This is a genomic window from Luteimonas sp. e5, assembly GCF_054031035.1.
In genome coordinates, this window is the sequence record NZ_JBSTRX010000001.1 from 758,737 (window position 1) to 772,624 (window position 13,888).

Here is a 13,888-nt window from a genome sequence, read left to right on the forward strand (position 1 = left end):
ACAGGGAAACATGTGGATCGCCCCCGCCCGCGGAACACGGACAGGGGCACGGACATGCGAGGGCATCAGGCTCATGCTGCGGCCCCGCGTCGGCGCGGGCCATGGCCAACGGCGGGCCGATACGCCTGCATCGCGCTTACCGCAATCCGGTCTCGTTGCGGGCAATGACCAGGCGCTGGATCTCGCTGGTGCCTTCGTAGATCTCGGTGATCTTGGCATCGCGGAAGTACCGTTCGATCGGCATTTCCTTGCTGTATCCCATGCCGGCGTGGATCTGCACCGCCTGGTGGGCGATCCACATGCACGCTTCCGAGGCGGTCAGCTTGGCCACCGAGGCTTCGGTGGTGAAACGCTGGCCCTGGCCCTTGAGCCAGGCCGCGCGCAGGGTCAGCAGCAGCGAGGCATCCAGCTTGCACTTCATGTCGGCGATCTTGGCCTGAGTCATCTGGAACGCACCGATCGGCTGGCCGAAGGCCTTGCGCTCCTTGACGTAGTCCAGCGTGGCCTCGTAGGCGGCGCGGGCGATGCCGATGGCCTGGCTGGCGATGCCGATGCGGCCGGCATCGAGCACGCTCATCGCGATCTTGAAGCCCTGCCCTTCGGCGCCCAGCACTTCCTCGGGCTGGACCCGGTAGTCACTGAACTCGATCTCGCAGGTGGCCGAAGCGCGGATGCCGAGCTTGGGCTCGGTCTTGCCACGGTGGAACCCTTCGCGCTCGGTGTCGATCAGGAAGGCGGTGATGCCGCGCGCGCCCTGCTCGGGGTCGGTCATCGCGAACAACACGATGTATTTGGCCACCGGGCCGGAGGTGATCCAGCTCTTCTTGCCGTTGACCAGGTAGCTGCCATCCTCCTGTTTGACCGCGCGGCAACGCATCGCGGTGGCATCGGAGCCGGACTGCGGCTCGGTCAGCGCAAAGGCGCCGATTTCGCGGCCTTCGGCAATCGCGCGCACGTACTTCTGTTTCTGCTCTTCGCTGCCATGGGTCAGGATGCCGTTGCAGAACAGCGAGTTGTTGACCGACATGATGGTGCTGTGCGCGGCATCGGCGGCAGCCACCTCGACCATCGCCAGCACATAGGCAACCGGGTCCATGCCGGCACCGCCGTATTCGGTCGGCACCTCGATACCCATCAGACCGCTTTCGCCCAGCACGCGGATGTTTTCCAACGGGAAATCGCCGCTTTGGTCGAATGCCTCGGCCGACGGCGCGATCTTTTCCCTGGCGATCCGCCGGGCCACATCCTGCAGCATCAACTGCTCTTCACTGAAGCTGAAATCCACGGGGCATGCCTTGCGTTTAAGAAACGCCAATTGTAGCCCGGAGCCGTGTGCGGACTCACGCTGCTTGACCGCATGACGGCAGCCCCTCACACTTATCTTTCAATGCGGATAAAAGGATAAGCATGGACCTGGAAGCCTGGTCGAGCCGGCTCAAGGTATTCGCCGACGTGACCCGCGCGCGTCTGATGGCGCTGCTCGAGCGCGAAGAGCTGACCGTGGCGGAACTGGCCGCGATCACCGGCCTTGCCCAGCCGCGGGTCTCCACCCACCTGGCGCGGCTCAAGGAAGCCGGATTCGTGCGCGACCGGCGCGCCGGTGTATCGGCCTATTACCGCTTCGACGAGGATGCGCTGGAGCCCGGTCAGCGGGCGCTGTGGGCACTGCTGCGCGAGGGCAGTCAGGATCCGCTGCTGGAGCAGGACGCCGCGCGCCTGCCCGAGGTGCTGGCCGCGCGCGAGCGCGAACAGAACTGGGCCGACAGCGTCGCCGGCGACATGGAGCGCCACTATTCGCCCGGCCGCACCTGGGAGGCGCTGGCACGCAGTGCGCTGCCCCTGCTCGATGCCGGCGACGTGCTCGACATCGCCTCCGGCGACGGCGTGCTGGCCGAGTTGCTCGCGCCGCATGCCGGCCGCTACGTGTGCCTGGACGCCAGCCGCCGCGTGGTCAGCGCGGCCTCGGAACGCCTGCGCGGCCTGTCCAACGTGGAAGTGCTCGAGGGCGACATGCATGCGCTCGACTTCCCCGATGCGAGCTTCGACCTGGTGGTGATGATGCATGCGCTGACTTACGCACAGCAGCCGGCGCAGGCCGTGGCCGAAGCGGCGCGGGTACTGCGGCCCGGTGGCCGGCTGCTGCTGTCGAGCCTCGGCAAGCACGCGCACGCCGCGGCGGTGCAGCCCTTCGGCCACGTCAATCTCGGCTTCACGCACAAGGAACTGCAGCGTTTTCTGAGCAAGGCCGGTCTGCAACTGGCCGATGCCGGCAGCGTCACCCGCGAACGCCGCCCGCCGCATTTCGAAGTCATCTCGTTGATCGCGAACAAGCCCGACTGAACGCGTTCATGACGCGCGCGTCGCGCGCGGACATCCCGTGCGGCGATACGCCCACTCCATTCCGGTAACTGATCCATGTCCCTTCCCTGGCACAACCCGACCCGTACCACCGCCCTGCTGGAGGCCCTCGAGCAGCGCATCCTGATCCTCGATGGCGCGATGGGCACCATGATCCAGCGCCATGGGCTGGACGAGGCCGACTACCGCGGCGAGCGTTTCCGCGACGGTTACGACGCCCTGTTCACGCCGCAGGAAGGCCATGCGCACGGTCCCGGCTGTGGCTGCGAGGGCCATGACCAGCGCGGCAACAACGACCTGCTCACCCTGACCCGGCCGGACATCATCGGCGCCATCCATGCCGAGTACCTGGCCGCCGGCGCGGACCTGATCGAAACCAACACCTTCAACTCGACCGCCATTTCGCTGGCCGACTACCACCTGCAGCATCTGGTGCGCGAGTTGAATTGCGAAGGTGCACGACTGGCCCGCGCCGCCTGCGACCAGGCGGAAGCGGCAACACCGGACAAGCCGCGCTTCGTCATCGGCGTGCTGGGGCCGACCAGCAAGACCGCCTCGCTGTCACCGGACGTCAACCGGCCGGGCTTTCGCGCCACTTCCTTCGACGCGCTGCGCGAGGCCTACCGCGAGGCCGCCGACGGGCTGATCGAGGGCGGTGCCGACATCCTGATGATCGAAACCGTGTTCGACACGCTCAACGCCAAGGCTGCGTTGTTCGCCATCGAGGAAGCCTTCGACGCACTCGGTGCACGGCTGCCGGTGATGATCTCCGGCACCATCACCGACGCCTCCGGCCGCACCCTGTCCGGGCAGACCGCCGAGGCGTTCTGGTACTCGCTGCGGCATGCACGGCCGCTGGCGATCGGGCTCAACTGCGCACTCGGGGCGAAGGAGCTGCGCCCGCACGTGGAGGCGCTGTCACTGATCGCCGACACCTACATCAGCGCCCACCCCAACGCCGGCTTGCCCAACGCCTTCGGCGGTTATGACCAGACGCCGGAGGAAATGGCCGCCATCGTCGGCGAGTTCGCCGCATCCGGGCTGGTCAACATCCTCGGCGGCTGCTGCGGCAGCACTCCGGCACACATCACCGCGATCGCCGCCGCGGTGGCGGGCGTCGCCCCGCGCGCGGTGCCTGTCATGGAAGATGCAGCATGAACACCCTGCCCCGCCACACCCGGCTGTGCGGCCTGGAGCCGCTGGTCATCACCCCGCAGACCAACTTCGTCAACGTCGGCGAGCGCACCAACGTCACCGGCAGCGCGCAGTTCAAGAAGATGATCCTGGAAGGCCGCTTCGACGACGCGCTGGCCGTGGCGCGGCAGCAGGTCGAGAACGGTGCGCAGGTGATCGACGTCAACATGGACGAGGGCCTGCTGGATTCCGAAGCGGCGATGGTCACCTTCCTCAACCTGATGGCGGCCGAACCGGACATCGCGCGCATTCCGGTGATGGTGGATTCCTCCAAGTGGAGCGTGATCGAGGCCGGGCTGAAATGCCTGCAGGGCAAGGGCATCGTCAACTCGATCTCGATGAAGGAAGGCGAGGACGAGTTCCTGCGCCAGGCGAAGCTGGTGCGGCGTTACGGTGCCGCGGTGGTGGTGATGGCCTTCGACGAGGTCGGTCAGGCCGATACCGCGCAGCGCAAGATCGAGATCTGTTCGCGTGCCTACCAGCTGCTGACGGAAGAGGTCGGCTTCCCGCCCGAGGACATCATCTTCGACCCCAACTGCTTCGCCATCGCCACCGGCATCGAGGAACACGACAACTACGCGGTGGACTTCATCGAAGCCGCCCGCGAGCTGCGCAAGCGCTTCCCGCACAGCCACATCTCCGGCGGCGTCTCCAACGTGAGCTTCAGCTTCCGCGGCAACGAGCCGGTGCGCCAGGCGATTCACGTGGTGTTCCTGTATCACGCGATCCGCGCCGGCATGGACATGGGCATCGTCAACGCCGGCGCGCTGCCGCTGTATGACGATCTGGACCCGGAGTTGCGTGAACGCGTGGAGGACGTGGTCCTCAACCGCCGCGCCGATGCCACCGAACGGCTGCTGGAGATCGCCGACAACTACAAGGGCAAGAAGGGCCAGAAGAAGGTCGAGGACCTGCGCTGGCGCGAGCAGGCGGTGGAGGCGCGGCTGAGCCACGCGCTGGTCCACGGCATCGACCAGTACGTGGTGGAGGACACCGAGGAGGCACGGCTGGCTGCCGCACGCCCGCTGGACGTGATCGAAGGCCCGCTGATGGACGGCATGAACGTGGTTGGCGACCTGTTCGGCGCCGGCAAGATGTTCCTGCCGCAGGTGGTCAAATCGGCACGGGTGATGAAGAAGGCAGTGGCGCACCTGCTGCCGTTCATCGAGGCGGAGAAACTCAAGACCGGTGATGTCGGCAAGTCCAACGGCAAGATCGTGATGGCCACGGTCAAGGGCGATGTGCACGACATCGGCAAGAACATCGTCGGCGTGGTGCTGGCCTGCAACAACTTCGAGGTGGTGGACCTGGGCGTGATGGTGCCGGCGCAGAAGATCCTCGACACCGCGATCGCGCAGAACGCCGACATGATCGGCCTGTCCGGCCTGATCACGCCTTCGCTGGAGGAAATGAGCCATGTCGCCCGCGAAATGCAGCGCCAGGGCTTCACCATGCCGCTGTTGATCGGCGGCGCAACCACCTCGCGCGCGCATACCGCGCTGAAGATCGACCCGCATTACGACGCCCCGACCATCTGGGTGAAGGACGCCAGCCGCGCGGTCAACGTGGCGCAGTCGCTGGTCTCGCCCGAACTGCGCCCGGCATTCGTCGCCGCCAACGACAGCGACTACGCCGACGTGCGCGAGCGCCACCGGCGCAAGGGCAGCGGCAAGCCGCTGGTGTCGCTGGCGCATGCGCGCAGCCGCGCCTTCGACGGTGGCTGGGACGATTACACGCCGCCCACGCCGGCGCAGCCTGGCATCCATGTATTCGATGACTATCCGCTGGACGAACTGGTCGACCTGATCGACTGGGGTCCGTTCTTCAACGCCTGGGAGTTGATGGGCAAATACCCGCAGATCCTCGATGACGCGGTGGTCGGTACGCAGGCGCGCGAGCTGTTCGCCGACGCACAGGCGATGCTCAAGCGCATTCTTGCCGAGAAGTGGCTGACCGCCAAGGCGGTGATCGGCCTGTGGCCGGCCAATTCCATCGGTGACGACATCCAGGTGCAGACCGACAACGGCACGGTGATGCTCCATCACCTGCGCCAGCAGGCGGACAAGCCGGTGGAGCGGCCCAACCTGTGCCTGGCCGACTTCATCGCCCCGGCCGACAGCGGCAGGCAGGACTGGATCGGTGCGTTCGCCTGCACCGCCGGCATCGGCATCGATGCACACGTGGCGCGCTACGAAGCGGCGCATGACGATTACAACGCCATCCTGCTCAAATCGCTGGCCGACCGCCTTGCCGAAACCCTCGCCGAGCGTCTGCACCAGCGCGTGCGCACCGAGTTCTGGGGCTATGCCGCCGATGAGGCCTTGTCGGTCGAGGCGATCATCGACGAACAGTACCGCGGCATCCGCCCCGCGCCCGGCTATCCCGCCTGCCCCGAGCACAGCGAGAAAGCCACGCTGTTCCGCCTGCTGGACGTCGAGCAAAACACCGGCATGCAGCTGACCGACAACTACGCGATGCTGCCGGCTGCTGCCGTATCCGGCTGGTACTTCAGCCACCCGGGCAGCCAGTATTTCGTGCTCGGCCGGCTCAGCCGCGAACAGGTCGAGGACTACGCGCGACGCAAGGGCGTGAGCCGGGCGGCTGCCGAGCGCCTGCTTGCCCCGAATCTTGATTACGACCCTGAGTAAGAGCGAGGAACGAGTGGAGAGGAACGAGGAACGAGTAAGAGCAAAGGCAGAAGCGGAGCCGGCGTTCCTATTCGTTTCTTGATCTGCTGCCGAAGATCGTCGCCCGGCAGCAGCAGTGCCGAGGAAGTGCCGAGGAAACGAGTGGAGAGGAACGAGGAACGAGTAGGAGCAAAAGCAGAAGCGGAGCCGGCGTTCCCACTCGTTTCTTGATCTGCTGCCGAACTTCATCGCTCGGCACCGGTAATGCCGCAGGAACGAGTGGAGAGAAACGAGGAACCAGTAAGAGCAAAGGCAAAAGCAGAAGTGGACCCCCGCCTTTACTCGTTACTCGTTTCTCGTTACTCGTTTCTTGATCTACCGCCAAACATCGTCACTCGGCACCAGCAATGGCGCGGGAACGAGCAGGAGCAGAAGCCAAGCCGCCCCCGCCTTTACTCGTTCCTCGTTACTCGTTTCTCGTTCCTCGATCTGCTGCCGAAGATCGTCGCCCGGTAGCAGTAATGGTGCAGGAACGAGTGGAGAGGAACGAGGAACGAGTAAGAGCAAAGGCAGAAGCGGAGCCGGCGTTCCTATTCGTTTCTTGATCTGCTGCCGAACTTCGTCGCTCGGCACCGGTAATGCCGCAGGAACGAGTGGAGAGGAACGAGGAACCAGTAAGAGCAAAGGCAGAAGCCGGAGCGTAGCGCCGCCTTTACTCGTTTCTCGTTTCTCGTTTCTCGTTTCTCGTTTCTCGTTTCTCGTTTCTCGTTCCTCGTTACTCGCTTCTCGATCTACCGCCGAACATCGTCACTCGGCACCAGCAATGGCACAGGAACGAGCAGGAGCAGAAGCCAAGCCACCCCGCCTTTACTCGTTTCTCGTTCCTCTCCACTCGTTCCTGGCTCCCCTACCAGACCAGATCATCCGGCACCTGGTATTTCGGGTCGTCGTACGGGTCGTCCGGCACCGGCGCCTCCGGATCGACCTTGAGTGCCACGGCGTCGGCGAAGATCGCTTCGGCTTCGGCGAGCGTCGCCGCGTCCACCAGCAGATAACGTCCGTTGTGCTGGATCACGCCCAGTTCGCCGGCGTTGAGTGCCTTGAGCTGATCGGCGGTGACGTGGATGCGCTTGATCTTGCCGCCGTATTCGAAGTGCCGCGCGATGTCGGCGTCCTCGCGGTTGAGCGCCTTGCCGTCGATGAACTCGGCCAGCCGCGCACGTGCCTCGCGGCGCAGGCGCGCGGCTTCCTGCTTCTCGCGCTCGGCCTGGATGCGTTCTTCCTTTTCCTTCTGCGCGCGGATCGCGTAGGCCTTGGCCAGGTCCATCTCGCCGCGTTCGCGGCCCTTGCCGGCACGGTTCGCGGGTTTGGCCGGCTTCCCGGGATTGCCGGGCTTGCCCTTGGCGCCCTTGCCCGCGGGATGCCCGGCACGCTCCGCGCGCGGCTTGCCACGGCTGGTTTCAGGCTTGGCGGCGGGCTTGAAGCCCAGCCCCATCAATTGCTCACGCAGGGATGACATGGCGACGAATGCTTGTGCTGATCGGCCCGGGCCATGGCCTCACCGCTCCCGGGGTTGGCGGATTTCAATAATGCGGCGGTGGCGGCTCATCGCCCGGATCCACGCTGACCCCGGCCCCGCGCGCGCTGCGGATCTCGTCGACCAAACGCATCAGCAGGCGCTCGTGATGGGCCAGGTCGTTGCGTGCGGCAGCCAGGCCGTCACTCAACTGGATCAGGGCCTGCTCCTGGAAACTGATGCGGGTTTCCAGCTCGGCAATGCGGTCGTTCTCGCTCATGCCGACATTGTGACAGAACGGCCACGCCCGATGCCCCAATAGGCGAGGCCGGCCGCCTCGACCTCGGCCGGGTCGTACAGGTTGCGCCCGTCGAACATCACCGCATCGGCCAGCGTGGCTGCCAGCGCGGCGAAGTCCGGACTGCGGAACGACTTCCATTCGGTCACCACCGCCAGCGCATCGGCCCCGGCCAACGCATCGGCCGCGCTGGCGCACAACACCAGGTCGTCACGCTCGCCGAACAGGCGCCGTGCTTCGTCCATCGCTTCGGGATCGAACGCGCGCACCCGTGCACCCGCCTGCCACAGCTGCTGCAGCAGGCGGCGACTGGCCGCTTCGCGCATGTCGTCGGTTTCGGGTTTGAAGGCCAGCCCCCACAGCGCGATGGTCTTGCCGGCAAGCGCCGCCCGATCGCCGTAATGGCGCAGCATCAGCTCGAACAGATGCCCCTTCTGCGCCTCGTTGACCGCCTCCACCGCGGCGAGGATGCGCGGCTCGACGCCATGCGCCTGCGCGGTGCTGGCCAGTGCGCGCACGTCCTTGGGGAAGCACGACCCGCCGTAGCCGGCACCGGGATAGATGAAGTGCCAGCCGATGCGCGGATCCGAACCGATGCCCTTGCGCACCATCTCGACATCGGCGCCTACCTGTTCGGCAATGTTCGCGACCTCGTTCATGAACGAGATCTTGGTCGCCAGCATCGCGTTCGCCGCGTACTTGGTCAGCTCCGCCGAGCGCACGTCCATCACCACCGTCCGGTCACGGTTGCGGTTGAACGGTGCATACAGCCGGCGCAAGGTGTCGACCGCCTCGGCGTCGTCGGCACCGATGATGATGCGGTCCGGTCGCATGCAGTCATTGACCGCATCGCCTTCCTTGAGAAACTCGGGATTGGAGACCACGCTGAACGCGACGTCGGCGCCACGCGCGGCCAGCACCGCGGCGATTTCGACGCGCACCCGATCGGCGGTGCCCACCGGCACGGTCGATTTGTTGACCACCAGTGCCGGAGCATCCAGGTACTGGCCGATGCTGCGCGCGACCGCGAGCACGTATTGCAGATCGGCACTGCCATCCTCGTCCGAAGGCGTGCCCACCGCGATGAAGATGATTTCGGCCCCGGCAATCGCCGTGGCGGCATCGGTGGTGAAAGCCAGTCGCCCGGCGGCGTGGTTCGCCTTCACCATTGGCGCAAGGCCCGGTTCGTAGATCGGCACCACGCCGCGTTCGAGTCCGGCGATCTTGTCCGCATCCACGTCGATGCACGTGACCTGGTGGCCAACCTCCGCCAGGCAGGTGCCGGTGACAAGGCCCACGTATCCGGTGCCGAAGATAGCAACGCGCATCTGCTTCCTTCCATACGACGACTGCCGCGCAGGCGGCAGTCGAAGTGTGCTTCAGTCCGGTGACGCCCGGGTGACAGGCGTCATCATCGGCGCTCAGCCCTGCGGCGGCTTGACGATGTCGAGCAGTTCGACCTCGAACACCAGGGTCGCGTTGGGCGGGAACGGAGCGCCCGGCGGAACCTGCTCGCCATAGCCGAGCTCGGACGGGATCCAGAACTTGTATGTGCTGCCGACCGGCATCAGGCGCAGGCCCTCGGACCAGCCCGGGATCACCCGGTCCAGCGCGAGGATCGCCGGCTCGCCGCCATGGGCTTCGGTGCTGTCGAATTCGGTGCCATCGAGCAGGGTGCCGGTGTACTTGACCTTGACCGCGTCCTTCTCGCCGGGCTTGGCACCCTTGCCCTCGGTGACGACCTGGTACTGCAGGCCGGAGGCGGTGGTCTTGACGCCCTCCTTCTTGCCATTCTCCTCGAGGAACTTCTTGCCTTCCTCGGCATTCTTGCGCGCCGCCGCCATCTGTTCGGCCAGTTGCTTGGCCTGCATGCGCTCCATGAAACCGGCCAGGATGTCGCGTGCCTGATCCTCGTCGACCAGCTTCTTGCCGTCGCCGAACTCGTCCTTCAGGCCGCGGATCACGGTATCGAGATCAAGCTCGTCCTTGATGTCCGCCATCTGCCGCCCCATGGTCATGCCGACGACGTAACTCGCCTGCTGCTTGTCATCGGGCAGGCCCGGGATCTTCTTGCTGTCGCCGTTGGCGGCTTCCGCCGTGGCCTCGCCCTCGGCCTTGGCAGCCGGCTTGTCGGCGGTCTTGTCGCAGGCGGCCAGGCTGAGCGCGACGGCCAGAGTGGAAATGGCGATGGTGGAACGCAGTTTCATCAGGGAACTCCCGTGGATGTTCGGTGGCTCCGGCCGGGCCGGAATGTGGAATGGGCAGTCGCAACTGCAGGTCGCGGGCAATCAGTTCAGGATATCGTGCAATTCGACATCGAACACCAGGGTCTGGTTCGGGCCGATGTTCGGCGGTGAGCCGCGGGTGCCGTAACCCAGTCCCGAGGGAATCCAGAAGCGGTATTTCGCGCCCGGCGCCATCAGTCCAAGGCCCTCGGTCCAACCCGCTATCACCCTGTTGAGCGCGAATTCGGCCGGTTCACCACGTGCATACGAGCTGTCGAACACGGTGCCATCGAGCAGCCTGCCTTCGTAATCCACGCGTACCTGGCTGGTTGGCAACGGTCGCGCGCCCTTGCCCGGGCGCAGCACCAGGTACTGCAGGCCGGAGCGGGTGCTGACCACGCCCTTCTCTCCGCGGTTGGCGGCAAGGAAGCGCTCGCCTTCGGCGGCGTTGCGCTCGGCCGCGTCGCGCGCCTGCTGCTGCTGGCGTTCGACCAGCCGCTGCCGCACGGCCGCGGTTTCTTCGGCTGACAGCTGCGAAGGCCGCTGCTGCAACACGTCCTGCACGCCACGCATCAGCGCGTCGAGTTCGATCTGCTCCGCCTGCGGTTTGAGGCTGCGGGCAAGATCGCCACCGACCATCAGGCCGACATCCTGCGCCGATACCGCCGGTGCGTCGGCCACACTGCCCGCTGCGCGGGCCTGCATGCGTCGGGACAGCGCGATGCGGGTGGCCTGCACCTTCTCCGCGTCGAGCAACGGCTCGCCAGCGGCCAGGCCGTGCTCGAGCGCGCGGCGCAGTGCCGCAAGATCGAGGTCCGCCACCGCCGGGCGCAGGGACTGGCCGATTTCGCTGCCGACCAGATAGCTGATTTTCTCGCGTTCGCCATCCAGCGGCGCGGTCTGGGCAGCGGCCGTCGCCGTGGCCGGAGCCAGGCACGACAGCAAGAAGAGGACTGCAAGCACGATTCGGATCATGGATTCCCCTGCGTTTTCCGCACGGCAAAGCGCGCCATTGTCGGGCCTGTGCCGCCGCGGGGCAATCGCCGCCGGCAGCGGCTTCAGTTGCGGTTCGCCCGCCTGCATGCCCGCACCGGAGCCGGGCAGGAAGGTGGTTGACAGCATCCGATGTAGTGTTATAGTTGAATACAACACCAGACTCCTTGCCATGGAGTGATGCCATGCGACGCCTCAAGCCACTGCACGTGATCCTGTCGATGCTGGCCCTGCCTCTGCTGTTCATCGGCATTGCCGCACTGCTGCTGCCCGCCACGCGCGGTGCATCGGGCGAGGGCGGCCACGTTCCCCACCTGCCGCGCGGCGCCGCCGCCAGCCAGTTCCACCTGCTGCCGCGAAACCTGCTGCCATGAGCGACTACCCCTGGACGGATGGGATTCCCATCTATCGCCAGCTCAAGGAGCTGGTGATCGCCAAGATCATCGACGGCGAGCTGGGCCCGGGTGATGCCCTGCCCTCGGTACGCACGGTCGCCGCCGAGTACCAGCTCAACCCGATCACCGTCTCGCGCGCCTTCCAGGAACTGGCCGACGAGGAACTGGTGGAGAAGCGCCGTGGCCTCGGCATGTTCGTGATCGAGGGCGCACCGCAGAAACTGCTGGCCAGCGAACGCCGGCTGTTTCTGGAAAAGGAATGGCCATTGGTGCTCGAACGCATCGCGCGCCTCGGCCTCGACCTCGATGAACTGATCGACCCTGCGAAGAAATGGGGAGCCCGATGAACACCACCCATCCCGTCGTGATCCAGGCGCGCGAGCTGGTCAAGGCGTACAAGCAGACCCGCGCACTCGACGGCGCCAGCTTCGACATCCCCGCCGGGCGCATCGTCGGTCTGATCGGCCCCAACGGGGCGGGCAAGACCACGGCGTTGAAAGCCATCCTCGGCCTGATCCCGTTCCAGGGCGAGTTGCGGGTGCTGGGCCTGGACCCGCGCCGCCAGCGCGATGCGCTGATGAACGATGTCTGCTTCATCGCCGATGTCGCCGTGCTGCCACGCTGGATCCGCGTGCGCGAAGTGGCCGCCTTCGTCGAAGGCGTGCACCCGCGTTTCTCGCGCGAACGCTTCGAGCGCTTCATTCACGGCACCCGGCTCGCCCCGGAACTGAAGGTGAAGCAGATGTCCAAGGGCATGATCGTGCAGCTGCACCTGGCACTGGTGATGGCGATCGACGCGCGCCTGCTGGTGCTGGACGAGCCGACCCTCGGTCTGGACATCCTCTATCGCAAGCAGTTCTACCAGCGCCTGCTGGAGGACTATTTCGATGAAGACAAGACCATCCTCATCACCACGCACCAGGTCGAGGAGGTCGAACACATCCTCAGTGACGTGATGTTCATCCGCGACGGCCGCATCGTGCTCGATGCCGGCATGGACGCCATCGGCGAGCGCTTTACCGAAGTGCTGGTCGATGCCGGCAAGCTGGACGCCGCACAGGCACTGGCGCCGATCGACCAGCGCGCACTGGCTTTCGGCAAGACCGTGATGCTGTTCGACGGCGTGCCCGAGGCGCAATTGCGCGAATTCGGCGAAACCCGCGTTCCCGGGCTGGCCGATCTGTTCGTCGCCACCATGAAGGGGACCTACGCATGAATGCCGTTGTCCACGCCAACCCCACTGATCCCGCCCGCACCATCGGCAGCGGACAAAAGCTGCTGTGGCTGCTGCGCCGCGAATACTGGGAGCATCGCGGCAGCTTCCTGTGGGCACCGCTGATCGCCGGTGCGATCTCGCTGCTGTTCTTCATCCTCGCCGCCGGCAGCGGGCAGTGGATGCTGGGCAAACTCAAGCAGGATCCGGCCAACGTCACCATCATCAACGGCCAGAGCATCTCCTCCTCGGAACTGGATATCCGCACCTGGCTGAAGCACGCCTCACCCGAAGACCTGCAGGAACTGGGGCAGCTGGTGCCCGGGCTGACCGCGATGTCCAGTTTCTGGCCGCTTGTGGTATTCGCGGTGGTGGTGTTCTTTTACCTGCTGGGCGCGCTGCACGACGAACGCCGCGACCGCAGCATCCTGTTCTGGAAATCGATGCCCCTCTCCGACGGGCTGACCGTGCTGAGCAAGCTGCTGACCGCACTGGTGGTCGCACCACTGATCGCCAGTCTGGTGTGCATCGCGGTGATGCTCGCCTTCGGACTCATCGTCAGCGTGTTCATCGCCATCAATGGCGGCAATCCGTTCACCCTGTACTGGGCCAACCTCAGGCCCGACGTGGTGTTCGGCGGCCAACTGGTGTGGATCCCGATCTACGCGCTGTGGGCATTGCCGACCGCCGGCTGGCTGCTGCTGTGCTCGGCCTGGGCACGCAGCAAACCGTTCCTGTGGGCGGTCATCCTGCCGCTGTTGATCGGCATCCTGATCAGCTGGTTCGGTCTGTTCGGCGTCGAGCCGCGTGCGTTCTGGGAACACGTGGTGGCGCGCATCCTGACCAGCGCCCTGCCCTACAGCCACATGTTCGATGCCTTTGTCCGGCCCGAGATACCGCTGGAGGACGCACAGCACTGGCTGACGCAATCGCTGCCGCTCAGCGCCGGCCGCGGCGTGATCACGCGCCCCAGCCTGTGGATCGGCGTGCTCGCCGGCAGCGCCATGATCCTGCTCGCCGTGCGCCTGCGCCGCTGGCGCGACGACGCCTGACCTTGCCCAATCCTGCC

Annotated in this window: 13 protein-coding genes; 7 read left to right on the forward strand and 6 right to left on the reverse strand. The window is 65.8% G+C overall.

Translation table 11 applies throughout. The features are described 5' to 3' along the window. Positions 1-136: 136 nt before the first annotated feature. Positions 137-1,315, reverse strand: a complete 1,179-nt coding sequence (locus ACW11F_RS03555; protein ID WP_456995532.1) for an acyl-CoA dehydrogenase family protein — start codon at positions 1,313-1,315, stop codon at positions 137-139. 92 nt (positions 1,316-1,407) lie between these two features. On the opposite strand from ACW11F_RS03555, the gene ACW11F_RS03560 reads away from it, so the two are divergent. The 3 genes from ACW11F_RS03560 (at position 1,408) to metH (ending at position 6,200) form a co-directional block, all read left to right on the forward strand. After that, complete coding sequence (locus ACW11F_RS03560) at positions 1,408-2,340, forward strand: ArsR/SmtB family transcription factor (protein WP_456995533.1); 933 nt, start codon at positions 1,408-1,410, stop codon at positions 2,338-2,340. Positions 2,341-2,415: 75 nt separating this feature from the next. Continuing rightward, positions 2,416-3,516, forward strand: coding sequence for a homocysteine S-methyltransferase family protein (locus tag ACW11F_RS03565; protein WP_456995534.1), 1,101 nt, complete (start codon positions 2,416-2,418; stop codon positions 3,514-3,516). Beyond that, positions 3,513-6,200, forward strand: coding sequence for a methionine synthase (gene metH, locus ACW11F_RS03570; protein ID WP_456995535.1), 2,688 nt, complete (start codon positions 3,513-3,515; stop codon positions 6,198-6,200). Before ACW11F_RS03565 ends, metH begins: the two co-directional genes overlap by 4 nt. An 886-nt stretch (positions 6,201-7,086) precedes the next feature. Here metH and ACW11F_RS03575 read toward each other — a convergent pair. From ACW11F_RS03575 to ACW11F_RS03595, 5 genes are all read right to left on the reverse strand, one after another. Then, complete coding sequence (locus tag ACW11F_RS03575) at positions 7,087-7,698, reverse strand: DUF2058 domain-containing protein (RefSeq protein WP_456995536.1); 612 nt, start codon at positions 7,696-7,698, stop codon at positions 7,087-7,089. Between the two features lie 64 nt (positions 7,699-7,762). Next, positions 7,763-7,975 carry a SlyX family protein gene (locus tag ACW11F_RS03580; protein ID WP_456995537.1) on the reverse strand — a complete coding sequence of 71 codons (213 nt, stop codon included), beginning with the start codon at positions 7,973-7,975 and terminating at the stop codon, positions 7,763-7,765. After that, entirely contained in the window at positions 7,972-9,321 is a 1,350-nt protein-coding gene (locus ACW11F_RS03585; protein WP_456995538.1) for a UDP-glucose dehydrogenase family protein, read from the reverse strand. The genes ACW11F_RS03580 and ACW11F_RS03585 overlap by 4 nt, the downstream gene beginning before the upstream one ends. Positions 9,322-9,414: 93 nt before the next feature. Further along, entirely contained in the window at positions 9,415-10,200 is a 786-nt protein-coding gene (locus ACW11F_RS03590) for an FKBP-type peptidyl-prolyl cis-trans isomerase N-terminal domain-containing protein (protein ID WP_456995539.1), read from the reverse strand. An 81-nt stretch (positions 10,201-10,281) separates the two neighbouring features. Continuing rightward, positions 10,282-11,181, reverse strand: a complete 900-nt coding sequence (locus tag ACW11F_RS03595; RefSeq protein ID WP_456995540.1) for an FKBP-type peptidyl-prolyl cis-trans isomerase N-terminal domain-containing protein — start codon at positions 11,179-11,181, stop codon at positions 10,282-10,284. A 215-nt stretch (positions 11,182-11,396) separates the two neighbouring features. Between ACW11F_RS03595 and ACW11F_RS03600 the strand changes: the two genes are divergently transcribed. The 4 genes from ACW11F_RS03600 to ACW11F_RS03615 are packed head-to-tail and all read left to right on the forward strand — an operon-like array spanning position 11,397 to position 13,871. Then, a complete protein-coding gene (locus ACW11F_RS03600) occupies positions 11,397-11,585 on the forward strand; it encodes a hypothetical protein (RefSeq protein WP_456995541.1) in 189 nt (62 codons plus the stop codon). Then, a complete protein-coding gene (locus tag ACW11F_RS03605) occupies positions 11,582-11,953 on the forward strand; it encodes a GntR family transcriptional regulator (protein ID WP_456995542.1) in 372 nt (123 codons plus the stop codon). Before ACW11F_RS03600 ends, ACW11F_RS03605 begins: the two co-directional genes overlap by 4 nt. Further along, positions 11,950-12,822 (forward strand): ABC transporter ATP-binding protein, encoded by an 873-nt coding sequence (locus tag ACW11F_RS03610; protein WP_456995543.1) that lies wholly within the window; start codon positions 11,950-11,952, stop codon positions 12,820-12,822. The genes ACW11F_RS03605 and ACW11F_RS03610 overlap by 4 nt, the downstream gene beginning before the upstream one ends. Next, positions 12,819-13,871, forward strand: coding sequence for a hypothetical protein (locus ACW11F_RS03615; RefSeq protein WP_456995544.1), 1,053 nt, complete (start codon positions 12,819-12,821; stop codon positions 13,869-13,871). Before ACW11F_RS03610 ends, ACW11F_RS03615 begins: the two co-directional genes overlap by 4 nt. Positions 13,872-13,888 lie beyond the last annotated feature (17 nt).